Origin of the sequence: Frateuria hangzhouensis, assembly GCF_026410505.1 — a bacterium.
GTDB lineage: Bacteria > Pseudomonadota > Gammaproteobacteria > Xanthomonadales > Rhodanobacteraceae > Frateuria_A > Frateuria_A hangzhouensis.
Window position 1 is genome coordinate 259,705 of sequence record NZ_JAPMIU010000003.1, and the last position, 12,998, is coordinate 272,702.

At 65.2% G+C, this 12,998-nt stretch carries 15 protein-coding genes; 9 read left to right on the forward strand and 6 right to left on the reverse strand.

Annotation, left to right across the window (positions count from 1 at the left end; all coding sequences use genetic code 11):
- Window positions 1-296: 296 nt before the first annotated feature.
- The 6 genes from msrA to OSC30_RS04850 form a co-directional block, all read right to left on the reverse strand.
- Window positions 297-809 (reverse strand): peptide-methionine (S)-S-oxide reductase MsrA, encoded by a 513-nt coding sequence (gene msrA / locus OSC30_RS04825; protein ID WP_267170697.1) that lies wholly within the window; start codon window positions 807-809, stop codon window positions 297-299.
- Window positions 806-1,255 (reverse strand): peptide-methionine (R)-S-oxide reductase MsrB, encoded by a 450-nt coding sequence (gene msrB, locus OSC30_RS04830; RefSeq protein ID WP_267170806.1) that lies wholly within the window; start codon window positions 1,253-1,255, stop codon window positions 806-808. Before msrB ends, msrA begins: the two co-directional genes overlap by 4 nt.
- A 142-nt stretch (window positions 1,256-1,397) precedes the next feature.
- Window positions 1,398-2,663: a thiolase family protein gene (locus OSC30_RS04835; RefSeq protein WP_267170698.1), complete on the reverse strand. Its 1,266-nt coding sequence runs from the start codon at window positions 2,661-2,663 to the stop codon at window positions 1,398-1,400.
- Window positions 2,664-2,730: 67 nt separating this feature from the next.
- Window positions 2,731-3,282 carry a carboxymuconolactone decarboxylase family protein gene (locus OSC30_RS04840; protein WP_267170699.1) on the reverse strand — a complete coding sequence of 184 codons (552 nt, stop codon included), beginning with the start codon at window positions 3,280-3,282 and terminating at the stop codon, window positions 2,731-2,733.
- A 10-nt stretch (window positions 3,283-3,292) separates the two neighbouring features.
- Window positions 3,293-3,730 (reverse strand): c-type cytochrome, encoded by a 438-nt coding sequence (locus OSC30_RS04845; protein ID WP_267170700.1) that lies wholly within the window; start codon window positions 3,728-3,730, stop codon window positions 3,293-3,295.
- Between the two features lie 11 nt (window positions 3,731-3,741).
- A complete protein-coding gene (locus OSC30_RS04850) occupies window positions 3,742-4,305 on the reverse strand; it encodes a ferritin-like domain-containing protein (protein WP_267170701.1) in 564 nt (187 codons plus the stop codon).
- Between the two features lie 644 nt (window positions 4,306-4,949).
- Between OSC30_RS04850 and OSC30_RS04855 the strand changes: the two genes are divergently transcribed.
- The 9 genes from OSC30_RS04855 to OSC30_RS04895 all read left to right on the forward strand — a co-directional run bounded on the left by OSC30_RS04855 (window position 4,950) and on the right by OSC30_RS04895 (window position 12,899).
- Window positions 4,950-5,867: an NADP-dependent oxidoreductase gene (locus OSC30_RS04855; protein ID WP_267170702.1), complete on the forward strand. Its 918-nt coding sequence runs from the start codon at window positions 4,950-4,952 to the stop codon at window positions 5,865-5,867.
- A 262-nt stretch (window positions 5,868-6,129) separates the two neighbouring features.
- Window positions 6,130-7,170, forward strand: a complete 1,041-nt coding sequence (locus OSC30_RS04860; protein ID WP_267170703.1) for an AraC family transcriptional regulator — start codon at window positions 6,130-6,132, stop codon at window positions 7,168-7,170.
- A 159-nt stretch (window positions 7,171-7,329) separates the two neighbouring features.
- A complete protein-coding gene (locus OSC30_RS04865) occupies window positions 7,330-7,818 on the forward strand; it encodes an OsmC family protein (RefSeq protein ID WP_267170704.1) in 489 nt (162 codons plus the stop codon).
- 3 nt (window positions 7,819-7,821) lie between these two features.
- On the forward strand, window positions 7,822-8,448 hold the full coding sequence (locus OSC30_RS04870) for a glutathione S-transferase family protein (RefSeq protein ID WP_267170705.1): 627 nt from the start codon (window positions 7,822-7,824) through the stop codon (window positions 8,446-8,448).
- 99 nt (window positions 8,449-8,547) lie between these two features.
- Window positions 8,548-9,603 (forward strand): DUF1993 domain-containing protein, encoded by a 1,056-nt coding sequence (locus OSC30_RS04875; protein ID WP_267170706.1) that lies wholly within the window; start codon window positions 8,548-8,550, stop codon window positions 9,601-9,603.
- Window positions 9,604-9,733: 130 nt separating this feature from the next.
- A complete protein-coding gene (locus OSC30_RS04880) occupies window positions 9,734-10,117 on the forward strand; it encodes a TraR/DksA family transcriptional regulator (RefSeq protein WP_267170707.1) in 384 nt (127 codons plus the stop codon).
- A gap of 23 nt (window positions 10,118-10,140) precedes the next feature.
- On the forward strand, window positions 10,141-10,485 hold the full coding sequence (locus tag OSC30_RS04885; RefSeq protein WP_267170708.1) for a DNA-binding protein: 345 nt from the start codon (window positions 10,141-10,143) through the stop codon (window positions 10,483-10,485).
- 137 nt (window positions 10,486-10,622) lie between these two features.
- On the forward strand, window positions 10,623-11,918 hold the full coding sequence (gene egtB / locus OSC30_RS04890; RefSeq protein WP_267170709.1) for an ergothioneine biosynthesis protein EgtB: 1,296 nt from the start codon (window positions 10,623-10,625) through the stop codon (window positions 11,916-11,918).
- Between the two features lie 204 nt (window positions 11,919-12,122).
- Window positions 12,123-12,899 carry an alpha/beta hydrolase family protein gene (locus OSC30_RS04895; RefSeq protein WP_267170710.1) on the forward strand — a complete coding sequence of 259 codons (777 nt, stop codon included), beginning with the start codon at window positions 12,123-12,125 and terminating at the stop codon, window positions 12,897-12,899.
- Window positions 12,900-12,998 lie beyond the last annotated feature (99 nt).

Sequence of the window (12,998 nt, forward strand, 5' to 3'; positions counted from 1 at the left end):
TCTGATAGGCCTGGCAGCCATCCGGAGGCGGTGGATGCGGCCGATGGGCGGTGCGCGCAAGGCGCCGGCGCCGGCCCCGTAACACCGACGCCCCAGGCAAACGTGGAACCGCGCAGGCGATACCGGCATCGCTTCGCGGGCTGCAGCCATTGCGCAACGTCATCCGGCGGATGCCTTCCCTGGCCACTGACCGGACGTGGTATCTCCATCCGGCAGATCGTGATGACCTGCCGGACGGGTCCGAAAGCCCGATCAGGGTGAACGGGAGATACCAGGCCCCGCGACCGAAGCGCCGGCTAGGCCTTCGCCTCGCTACGGCGCGGCAGTACCCAGCCCGGGCGCACGAAATGGCAGGTATAGCCGTGCGGGATCCGTTCGAGGTAGTCCTGGTGCTCGGGTTCGGCTTTCCAGAAATCGCCGGCCGGCGCGACCTCGGTTACCACTTTTCCCGGCCACAGGCCCGAGGCCTCGACGTCGGCGATCGTGTCCAGGGCCGTGGCCCTCTGTTCATCGTTCGTGAAAAAGATGGCCGAACGATAGCTGGCGCCACGGTCGTTTCCCTGGCGGTCGAGCGTGGTCGGGTCGTGGATCTGGAAAAAGAACTCGAGCAGGCGACGGTAGCTGGTCTGGGAAGGATCGAAGTTGATCTCGATGGCCTCCGCGTGGGTGCCGTGATTGCGATAGGTGGCGTGCGGCACGTCGCCGCCGGTGTAGCCGACCCGGGTCGAAACGACCCCGGGCAGCTTGCGGATCAGGTCCTGCATGCCCCAGAAGCAGCCACCTGCGAGAACAGCGCGTTCGGTAGTCACTGGATGTCCTCCACTTGATCGAGATAGGCACCGTAGCCCTGTGCTTCCATTTCGGCGCGGGGCACGAAACGGAGCGAGGCCGAATTGATGCAGTAGCGCAAACCACCCTTGTCCGGCGGACCATCGGGGAACACATGGCCAAGGTGGCTGTCGCCATGCGCCGAGCGCACCTCGGTCCGGATCATGCCGTAGGAGGTATCGCGCAGTTCGCTCACGTGTGCCGGCTCGATCGGCTTGGTGAAGCTCGGCCAGCCGCAGCCGGACTCGAATTTGTCGGACGACGCGAACAACGGTTCACCCGACACGATGTCCACGTAGATGCCCGCTTCCTTGTTGTCGAGGTAAGCGCCGGTCCCCGGACGCTCCGTCGCGCTCTGCTGGGTGACACGGAATTGCTCGGGCGACAGCTTCGCGATCGCCTCGGGGTTCTTGTGATAGTTGGCCATCGGTCCTCCTTCGATCCGGTCAGGATCGTCATCGAGCTCATATGCCGCCGGACGGGCATCCGGCGTCTCCAAGGTAGTTCGCTCCATCATCGGCGTTCGTTACGTCGCGCCAGCCGCCGGTGGCATGCCCATCGCTCGCGTATCAGACCCGTTCGAGCAACGTCACCGTGCCTTGTCCGCCGTCGGCGCAGATGCTGACGATGGCGCGCGAACCCACGGGATGCGACCAAAGCTCCTTCACCGCCTGGCTCAGGTCGCGTGCGCCGGTCGCCGCGAACGGATGACCGATCGCGACCGATCCGCCATGGGGATTGACCCGCTCCCACGGAAACACGCCGAGGTCGGCCTGGACACCGGTCTTGGTTCGCACCCAGTCGGGCCGCTCGATGGCAGCGACATTCGCCAGCACCTGCGCCGCGAATGCCTCATGGATCTCCCACAGGTCGATGTCCGCATAGCCGAGGCCATGGCGCGCAAGCAGCCGCGGGATCGCATAGGAAGGCGCCATGAGCAGGCCTTCCGTATGGTGGTCGACCGCCGCCACCTCGTAGTCGACCAGGCGCAAGTGCGGCGTGCCGCCCGGCAGCCGGGCAAGTCCTGCTTCATTCGCGATCCAGCAGCCAGCGGCCCCGTCGGTGATCGGCGAGGAGTTGCCGGCGGTCAGGCTGCCCTGGCCGCTGGTCCGGTCGAACGCGGGCTTGAGCGCCGCCAGTTTTTCGGACGACGTATCGGCGCGCGGATTGGCGTCGCGCTCGAGCTCGGGGAGCTTGATGATCAGGTCGTCGAAGAAGCCGCTGTTCCAACCCGCCACCGCGCGCTGGTGGCTCTGCAGCGCCCAGTCGTCCTGAGCGCGGCGACTGATGTTCCACGCCTTCGCGGTCTCCTCCATGTGGTCGCCCATGGTGCGTCCGGTAATGCGGTTGGCCCAGCCCTTGGTCGGCAGTACGTAGTCCCGTGGCGTCAGCGCCTGCAGGGCGGCCAGGGCCGCGGAGGGGTCGGCGCCGAACAGGTCGGTCAGCCGCTTCGACGCCTCGGCCGTCAGTGCGATCGGCGGGCGGCTCATGACTTCGCCACCACCGACCATGGCCAGGTCGATGCCGCCACCGAGCATCCCGGCCGCGGCGAACGCGGCGGTCATGCTGGTCGAGCAGGCCAATACGACGGAGAAGGCCGGGACGTTCGGGTTGAGCCCCGCGTCGAGCCAGATTTCCCGCGCGATATTGCTCCAGCCGAGGTTCGGGATCACCGCCCCCCATACCACCAGGTTCGGTTCGGCCCGCGCAGCCATGGCCTTGACGACCGGGACCGAGAGGCTGATGGCGTCATGGTTGGCGAGCGCACCGCCACCACGCCCGAATGGCGTGCGGAGCCCGGCGGCAACGAAAACGGCTTGCGGGAAACGCTGCATTGGGAAACCCCGGTAGTGTGATTGTGTCCGTCCGTTGCATCTCGGGCCGCGCAGTCGAAGCACCCACTCAGACAGCCGTCGCCGGAGCCTCGATCAGGGGAAAATCGACGATGGTTTTGGCTACATTGTTGAGGAAGTTGGTCATCAGGAACTGTACGGTGGATGCAACGATCTCGACGATATTCGCGTCGCTGTAGCCGGCGGCGCGTACGTTGGCAATGTCCTCGTCGGTGACCTGGCCCCGCGTCTCGATCACGCGTTGGGCGAAGGCGGCGGCCGCCGCGCGCCGGGGATCTTCCGAGCGACCGGCGCGGTTGAGCGCGATCTCCGCCGCCGACATCCTGGCGAAGGTGCCCGCGAGGTAAGCGTGCGCAGCAAGGCAGTAATCGCAGCCGTTGGCCTGCGATGTGGCCAGCGCAATGCTATCGCGCGTCTTCACGTCGAGCGTCTTGCCCAGGTTGCTCATCAGCCCGAACCATCCGGCCAGGACATGAGGGCTGACCGACATCAGGCGGTGCAGGTTGGGAACGAAGCCGAGCGTTTTTTGCAGGCCAGCCAGCACGCCCTGGACCGTCGCGGGCGCCTCGTTCGCGGTAGCGGGGAAATCGATGCGGTTCAATACGGTTTTCTCAGTGCCTCGGCTGGCTTGCCATGCGCGAATGCTCTGGCATGGCGGACGCAGAAACGGATCGCAGATAGGCGATGATCAACCGGCGCTTGGTGGGATCGTCCAGTTCGAGATACATCTTGCTGCCGGGCGCCATCTTCTGCGTGCCGCTCAGCCACTGGTCGAGCCTGGCAGGGGTCCAGACACCACCGAGTTTCTTCAGGGCGGACGAGTAGTCGTATCCCGGGATGCTGGCCACCGCCCTGCCGACGACGTTGCGGTGGCGCGGGCCAATGCGGTTCGTATCCACCGAGTGGCAACCGCCACACGTGTTCAGGTACAGCGCCTTTCCCGCGGCAACATCATCGGGCACCGTTCCCGCCCCAGCCGCCGCGGCAAGCAAACCGGCAAACAGCAGGCCGCCCCATCGCATCGAGGTGCGGAAGGGCGACGACCTCACGCCCCGCCTGCTCAGCCGAATACGTAAGCCGCAGTGGGAATGGGCGTGCCTGCTGCATTGTTGAGCGTGGTCCAATGGATGGCCTCGTCGGCTGAAATCGATGCGAACAACTTCGCCAGCCCCGGATCCTTGAGTGCCGTGATCTGGCCGAAGTAGGCACTGGCCGCACCGCGCTCGAGCATGGTTGCCAGCGCAACGACGTCGGCCTCGGACTTGAGGGAGCCAAGCTTGAGCTCGGCGATGTACTGGGAATCCGTCTTGGGCTCGGCGGGCTTGCCACCGGCCGTTGCGACAAGTTTCGCCAACGAATCGCGGTGTGCCTGGTGGTGGCCCATGAAGACGAGCGCAAGCTTGAGCGTCCCGGGCGAAAGCAGTCCGCTCTTGCCCGCGATGCGGTAGGCGGCGATGCCTTCGTGTTCGAGGGCAAGCGCGGTCTGGATAACGCCGACGTCGCTCGGACGAACCGTGGTGGCCGACATCGCTGTGCCGGCGAACAGGCTCGCCGTACCGACACCGAGTGTTGCAATGCCCGCCCTGGCGAGGAACTTCCGCCGATCGCCCTTTGGCTCATTCATGGACGTCTCCTCATGGCGTCTTTGACATTGAACATGCACGCGTGGCGCTCATCGAAGCGCTTGCTTGCTCATGAAGTACATCGACAGTGTGGTCGGCCCGATGGCCGGTTACCAGCGGCATTCGGTGCCGTGCGCGCAATTCTGGACGATGACGCACGGCGACTGGACGAAGCCGCACGCGCATGCGATCAAGTCGGATTGCCTGGCGGCCGGCGCCACGAGAGACTACCCCTGTCGAATAGCTGCGCGGCCTGCTCGATGACTTCAGACGTGCGCCAAACAGGCTGCACTCCGCGTCGAGCGCGTAACCTTCCGTTCGTGCGTCGCGAATACCACGGTTGCCCTTTGATGCTCTTTGCCGAGGGTGGCGGAAGGCAGATCGGCCAGCCTCATGTGTACCGATCTGTTCTGTTTCGACCATCCATCGCGTCAGCCTGTCGAATGGCCTCGACCGGGGTGCGAGCGAGGCTTGGTCACCCTTGTCGCACGGTGCTTTCCCTGCACCGGACGGTTCGGGAAGCGAGGTCGCGTCGACACTGGCGAGCCTTCACTTCCGCAAGCTAACCGTCGGCCCTGGCATTGGATGTTCGAAGGGCTTTTCAGCAACACACACCCAAGAAAGACAGGGTCGAGGAGGCATTCTCATGAAGGCGATCGTGGTGACGGACCCGACGGCGGGAACGGTCGGGATGAAGCTCGCAGAGCGGCCCGAGCCCCAGGCAGCGATAAACGACGTCATCGTCGAGGTTCATGCGTCGGGATTCGTTCCGACCGAGCTGGCGTGGCCCTCGACCTGGACCGATCGCTGCGACCGTGACCGAACACCGTCGATCCCCGGGCACGAGCTGGCCGGTGTGGTCACCGCCCTCGGCTACGGCACGACGGGCCTGTCGGTGGGACAGCGGGTGTTCGGCCTGGCGGACTGGCATCGCGACGGCACCCTGGCGGAGTATGTCGCCATGGAGGCACGCAACCTCGCGCCGCTGCCGGGCGACGTCGACTTCACTGTCGGGGCAAGCCTGCCGATCTCGGGCCTGACGGCCTGGCAGGGCCTGTTCGAGCACGGCCGCCTTCGGCCGGGGCAGAGCGTCATCGCGCACGGCGCGGCCGGTGCAGTCGGATCGATGGTGACGCAGCTCGCACGCGAGGCGGGCGCCTACGTCATCGGCACCGGACGCGCGGCCGACCGTCAGAAGGCGCTCGACTTCGGCGCGCAGGAGTTCGTCGACCTGGAGAACGACGCCCTGGAAGACGTCGGCGGCGTCGATCTGGTGTTCGATCTCATCGGCGGCGACATCGGCAAGCGGTCCGCGCGCCTGGTTCGAGCCGGCGGAACGCTGGTGTCCATCGTCGGGCCGGCCGAGGCGCGCCCCACCGACGGCCTGGCGGTCGACTTCGTCGTCGAGTCCGATCGTGCCCAACTGGGTGAGATCGTCCGGCGGGTGCGGGACGGACGGCTGCGGACGAACATCGGCACCGTCGCCACCCTCGACAACGCCGTCGCCGCCTTCAACGCGACCGAGCGGACCCAGGGGAAGAAGGTCATCCGTGTTCGCGCGTGAGAATCCCGGCGCCATGCCAGGGGAAACGTCCGCGTTGATGTGATTGTTCGCTTGGGAGCATTCTCTTTCCCAGCGGCGTGAGGCTGCCCGGCCAACCTCATGTGTTCCGACTTGTTCGATTTTCAGCCATCAAAGGCGCCAAGCCTGTCAAAACATGGCCTGGACGGCAGTGCGATCCGCGGTCTGGTTCGCCCTTCTCGCGCCATGCCCAGGTTGGCCGCCCCATGAACCTCGATGAATCCCACGGCACGATTGCGCTCTCATGAGAAGCACTGATTTCGACAAATTGTTCAGGCGGAATCCGGCCGCGTCGGCTTCTCCCTACCCGCCCATATCGCTGGCAGAACGGCTCCTCGATTCCATGGATGTCCGTGTCGAGGCCTTCGGAATATGTCGGATCGCCCGGGATGCGGCCCTTGTTGTCCCGTCGATCTCCGACTTGAAGATCATGTATGTGCTCAAGGGCACGTTGCATCTGTGCGTTGACGGCAACGAACCGCTGGTGTCGCCGGCGGGCAGTATCGTCCTGCTACCGAAGAATCTCGCGCGCACGCTGGCGGGCCAGGGACCTGTCAACCGGACGTACACTGCCCAGGACGTCATCCACATGGGGATCCACAACCTCATGTATATCGATGCCTTCACCGGGGACGATTACGAAGTCCGCGTGCTGTGTGGCCGGATCCAGATCGGCTTTGCCAACGATTTCGACGCGTTCGATGGACTGGTCCGCCCCATAAGCGCCAGGCCGGACAACGACCTGTTTGTCCGGAGCGCGTTTGAAACCATGCTCGACGAGAGCAGGTTCCGCACGGCCGGCTCCCAGACCCTGGCAAACACGTTGATGAAGGCGTGTCTGGTCGAATTGCTGCGCGATGATCTCGACCAGTTGCATCAACCAGGCAGTTCGCCGTCGATCCTCCTGAAGCCCGGCGTGGGCCGGTCGGTGATCGCCATCCTTTCGCAGCCGTCGGCCGTGCACACGGTGGCCTCGTTGGCGAGGGCCGCCTGTATGAGCCGTTCCGCTTTCGCGAAGGCATTCGTGGAAACCACCGGCACGACACCGATCGAATTCGTGACACGCGCGCGCCTTGCCAAGGCGCGCGACCTGATTGCGGCGACCGGGCGCTCTATCGCATCGATCGCGATGGCCGTGGGCTTCGCCAGCCGCAGCCATTTCAGTCTGCGGTTCCGCCAGCGCTACGGCGAAGATCCCTCGGCGTATCGCAAGCGAACCCGGCAGGAGGCGGGTCCTGCCTCCTGCGGCGATCCGGCAGCGCTCGCTGTCGACTGTCCATCATGACTCGCCCGGCCGTGTGATCCGGCAAGTCGCGAGGGCTCGGGAGAGCAGGGGCGAAAGCCATGCACAAGGTCTTCGCGGCGCGCAGCAAGCCACCCACGGCCAACTCCGCTCCCGCTGGCTTCAGCGGGTCAATTCTGATCGCACAACGAGGTCGTCCGCATGACTAAACATCCAGTGATCATCGAAGACACGGGGCTCGGGCTGTTCCAGGTGGAAGTGCGTGCGCAGGGTGCGTCGTTTCTTTCCGACGAACCGATCTCTTCGGGCGGTCTGGCCTCCGGTCCGGGGCCATTCGACCTGCTCGGCGCCGCACTCGGCGCATGCACGGTCATGACGGTGAAGCTCTACGCCCAGCGTAAATCGATCGCCGTGTCGCACGTGCAGGTCATGGTCACGCACCAGCGCGATCCCGAATCGCGTCGCGATGTGTTCGAACGATCGATTTTCATCGACGCCACGGTCACCGGGGAGGAAATGAAACTGCTGCTCGCCGCGGCGGATCGCTGTCCGGTGAGCCGGACGTTGAGCGCAGGCTCGGACATCGTGACGACTCGCAGCGAGACTGCGATCGCCACTGCTCGACGCGTCGAGGACAAAACCCACATCCGCGCCATGGATAGGGTCTGCGACGAACTCGCTGACGGCTGACACATGCTCGTTGTCCATCATCTGAGCCATTCACGATCCCAGCGCATCCTCTGGCTGCTGGAAGAACTGGATGTGCCCTACGAGATCAGCTTCTACGAGCGCGAAGCCGGAAGCCATCTGGCGCCGGAGGCACTGAAGTCGGTCCATCCGCTGGGGAAGTCCCCGGTCATCACCGACGACGGCCGCGCCGTGGCCGAATCTGGCGCGATCGTCGATTACATCATTCGTCGCCACGGCGCAGGCCGGCTCGCGCCGCTGCCGGACAGCTGGCTGTATGACCAGTACATGCAGTGGCTCCACTACGCCGAAGGATCGGCAGCACTGCCCTTGATCATGAAGGGGCTGGCCTCGTACCTGGGCGAGGAGTGGCGTCCGCTCAAACAGCGCATCGACATCGAGCTGGACACCCATTTGAGCTACATCGAACGGAGCCTGGGGGAACGCGATTATCTCGTGGGCAACACGTTCTCCGCCGCGGACGTGCAGATGAGCTTCATCGGCGAACTGGCGGCGCTTCGGACCGACAGGAGCCGGTACCCGAACCTCGAAGCATGGGTCGGCCGGTTCCAGTGCCGGCCGGGGTACCAGGCCGCGATCCGGCGAGGAGGTCCCTATGCCCTCGGCGGATGATCGAAAGATCCGGCGCCGCCGTTCCTTCTCTTCTGGACGGCACTTTCATACCCTTGGCCGGCAACCGAGCATGCTGGCCACCCAACCGGGAGCCTTCTGATGCCCGCCCACATGTACGACTACACCGTTCCCGCATTGTTGCGAGGGCTTGGCGTCCTTCAGTCGTATCTGGACAGGATGCAGGCAGCGGTGCACGCCGGCCAATCCACCGGCGCAGAACTGCTTCGGGCACGCCTGGCAGACGATATGTTGCCCCTTGGCCGCCAGTTCCAGATCGCCAGCGACAACGCCAAGAATGGCGTGGCCCGGTTGACTGGCCAGGAAGCGCCGTGGTTCGCCGACGACGAACGGACGATAGGGGACTACCGCGATCGGATCGAGAAGACGAGCGCTTTTTTGCGGACGTTGACGCCCGAGGCGTTCGAAGGCAGCCAGGCGCGGATGATCGATCAATCGTATCGGCGCGTGGGCTCGGCCATGTCCGGGGAAGACTATTTGCGCGCCTTGCTGCTGCCCAACTTCTACTTTCACATTGCGGTCGCACATGCCATCTTGCGCCACAAGGGCATCCGGCTGGGCAAGAGCGACTATCTCGGCACACTGCCCGTGTTGGCGTCCATGGGCATGGGTTCGTCCAGCGATGGTATTCCGGTCCGGTTCCTGACCCAGGCGGAAAGCATCGAATGGCTCGCGGGACGCGGCCTGCAGGAAGTGCCGGCGACCGACGAGCCTGGCAGCAGCCATTTCCAGTTCGATCTGCAGCCGATTCCTGTAAGGCTGTCCGACCTGGTCGGCTCGCTGATGGAGGACCTCGGCGGATTCGAGGGTGGGCTATTGCTGTTGAGCGACTGGATCTGGGACGACGAATACGAGGGTGATCCGACGGCGCCGTATCGCGAGGCGCAGAAGGAAGCCCGCCCACTGAACCAGGCGCCTGGGCTGCTGCTGGAGAAGTCGGCCCGTGACGACGCGGTGGCGCTCCTGACCCTGCTTGTGGAGCGCAAGTGGACGGGGCAATTTTATTTTGCGTCCGGCGCAACGACTCTGCGGATCGTCGAAGGCGACCGCGTACACGTCCACACCGTGAATCCGGAAGCGGAGCGTCTTGTGCGATATCGGCTCGTCGTTTCGGGTAGCGACGTGCTGCCTATCTGAAGGCTTCCTATTTTCTCGCCGCCATCGCCAATCTTGCGAGAAGTTGCGGAACACCCGCCAGCTTGTCCGCCCCACCTGCAACGGAAGAGGCAAGTTGGGGCTCCCACCACCAGACCCATCGGAAGCGACCATGAATCAGCCCAATCACGAAAACCTGGATCAAACCTTCATCGCACGCCAGCGCGAGCGGTTGCTCGAGTTGCGAGCTCAGCTCATTGCCGATGGAGACGCAGCCGGCGCGGACGAAGACACATTGCAGATGGCCGCCGGGGATGAGCCGCGGGATGCTGTCGATGACAGCAATCGCCTCGAGCAGCAGGGCAACGACGAGGCGCGACTGACGCATGACCTGAACCGGATCGCGGCCATCGACCGCGCCCTGGAAAAAATACGGCAGCACACGTACGGCCTGTCCGACGGCAATGGAGAAGCCATCGGTCGTGCGCACCTGGAAGCCGTCCCCGAGGCGATCTTCACCGTGGACGAGCTCAATGCGAAAGCGCGCCAGAGGTGAACAGCCGACATGAACATTCCGGCGTGACCCAGGCTGCCGTTGCCGAGGCGGCAGACACGCTGCTCGTCGCTGGCGAACGCCCGAGCCCCGACCGTGTACGAGCGTTGATCGGCACGGGCTCGCACGAGGTCATCGCCGGATTTCTGGACGTCTGGTGGGAAGGCCTGGGACGACGCATCATCGCGCCGTCGTCCGACCCCTGGACCCCGCCGCCGGAGATCCAGCAGATTGCCGCGGCCCTCTGGATACGGGCCACCGCGCACGCGCGCGCCATGCTGGCCACTTTCCATGAGGAAGAACGCGAACGTCTGCTCGGAGCGATCGCCCGGCTGGAAGCAAGGTTGCGGGATGCGTCTGCCGGCAACTAGCGCCGACATGCGCAGCCAGCGGCAGAGCCACGAGTCCGGCCAACGGCAACAGGTCGGTCTCCGGAGTGCTCGCCAGCCTGGAGAATCCGCCATCAGTCAGGGGGATGGCGGCGATTTCAAGGCGAGCCTTCGGTGGCTTGGCCCTCGACCTGAGAGAGGTTTCGTTCGTGGTTGATTTGGATACGGGGAAGTTGCTGCTTGCGCGGTTCGTCAGCGTGCGTGCGCGAACGGAGCAGCTCGCCGAAGGCCTGTCTGATGCCGATGCCAGCGTACAGGCGATGCCGGACGCCTCGCCAACCAAGTGGCATCTTGCGCATACGACCTGGTTCTTCGAGGCGTTTGTGCTACGCGAGGGCGCGGCCGGGTATGCGCCGTTCGACAGCCGGTATCACTACCTCTTCAACAGCTATTACGAAGCGGAAGGGCCCCGTCTGGCGCGGCACCTGCGCGGGCTGCTGACGCGGCCTTCGCTGGAAAAGGTCATGGAATACCGATCCTGCGTGACCGAGGCGATCAGGACCCACTTCACCGGGTTGCCGTCACATCTGCTCGAGCTGATCGAGCTGGGTTGCCACCACGAGGAGCAGCATCAGGAATTGCTGCAAACGGACATCGTCAACCTTTTTGGCAGCAACCCGCTGCTTCCGGCCTGGCATCCCGAGGAGCCGGGGGCGTCGGTCAGCAGCGAGCCCAGCGAGCTGCGATGGGTAGCCGGGCGATGTGGCGCGGTGGAGATCGGGCATGACGGCGCGGGTTTCGCCTTCGATTGCGAAACCCCCAGGCACACGACCTGGCTGGCGCCGCATGCACTGGCCAGCCGGTTGGTGACCAACGCCGAATGGCGTGCCTTCATCGACGCAGGCGGCTACCAGAATGCGGACCTGTGGTTATCCGATGGCTGGGCGTGGGCGAAGGAGAACCTCATCGAAGCCCCGTTGTATTGGCGACGTGGTGTCGACGGGGACTGGAGCGGGCAGTTCGGGCCGCGGGGCACTTCGGCGCTCGTGGGACACGCGCCTGTACGGCACGTCAGCTATTACGAAGCGGATGCATTTGCGCGCTGGGCCGGAGCACGGTTGCCGACCGAAGCGGAATGGGAGACCGCCGGTTCGCACCTTCATCCGTTGACAGGAGGTTTCCCCGGCCCTTCGGAACCGGGCATCCCGGAAGCCAATGCCCCGTATGCATTCCTTCAACAGATGTATGGCGAGCTGTGGCAGTGGACCGCCTCGGCTTACTTGCCATACCCGGGCTTTCGCCCGGCTGCAGGCGCCGTTGGCGAGTACAACGGCAAGTTCATGTCGGGACAGTTCGTACTTCGTGGTGGAAGTTGCGCTACGCCTCGCGGTCACGTCAGGGCAAGCTACAGGAACTTCTTCTACCCCCATCAACGGTGGCAATTCACGGGGGTCCGCCTCGCCAAGGATCTGTGACTTCGCCTCTTGAAAAGAGCTGTCGGGGCGAACGTGGCCGGTGTCTCCGCTGGCCTGCCAGGGCGGCGCGAGGTCGAGCCTCGGAACATTCCTGGCCGATGCCTCGTTCGCGACATCCCCACGGCACAGGCAGCTACGGCCGGCTTCGGGAGGCGGGGGCGGTGTGAGCGCAGCAGCAGTCGCAACAGGCAGAGGATGGGGTTGATGGGGTCACAGCCGTTCGATTTCGAAGGCCCGCGGGGCTATCGCCTCGCCGGCCGCATGGAACAGCCGGAGGGCCCTGTGCGCGGCTGGGCGATCCTTGCGCACTGCTTCACCTGCGGCAAGGACAACCTCGCCGCCGCGCGCATGGCGCGCACGTTGGGCGTACAGGGCGTCGGCGTGCTGCGATTCGACTTCGCGGGACTGGGCGCCAGCGGCGGAAGCTTCGCCGACGCGACGTTCGCCGCCGATGTGGAGGACCTGGTGGCAGCCGGCCAGGCCATGCAGGCCATCGATAAATCGCCGTCGCTGCTGGTCGGGCACAGCCTGGGCGGCGCCGCGGTACTCGCGGCGGCGGGCGCGATGCCGGACGTTTGCGCGATGGTCACCATCGGTGCGCCCTTCGACGTGGCGCACGTGCTGCGTCAGATCGACCCTGCCGCGCTGGAACGCATCCAGACGCAGGGCGAGGCCGAGGTCATGCTCGCCGGGCGGCCGTTCCGGGTGCGCAGGAGTTTCGTCGACGACCTGGGCCGGCACGACCAGGGCGCATGCATCGCTAGCCTGCACCGCCCGCTGCTGGTGATGCATGCGCCGGGCGACACCACCGTCGGTATCGACAACGCCAACCGCATCTTCATGGCGGCGAAGCACCCGAAAAGCTTCCTCTCGCTGGACGATGCCGATCACCTGCTGACGCGCCGTGCCGATGCCGACTACGCGGCCACCCTGATTTCCGCCTGGGCCAGTCGCTACCTGCCGGAAGCGCCGCTGGCCTGACCTGTCCGGTAGGCTGTGCGCGGGCGCCCGCTTGAGTGCGCCGTGATCGCGACCCTTCGGAAAAAGGGCGAGGCTCGCCAGGCGCGCATGTGCCTGGCG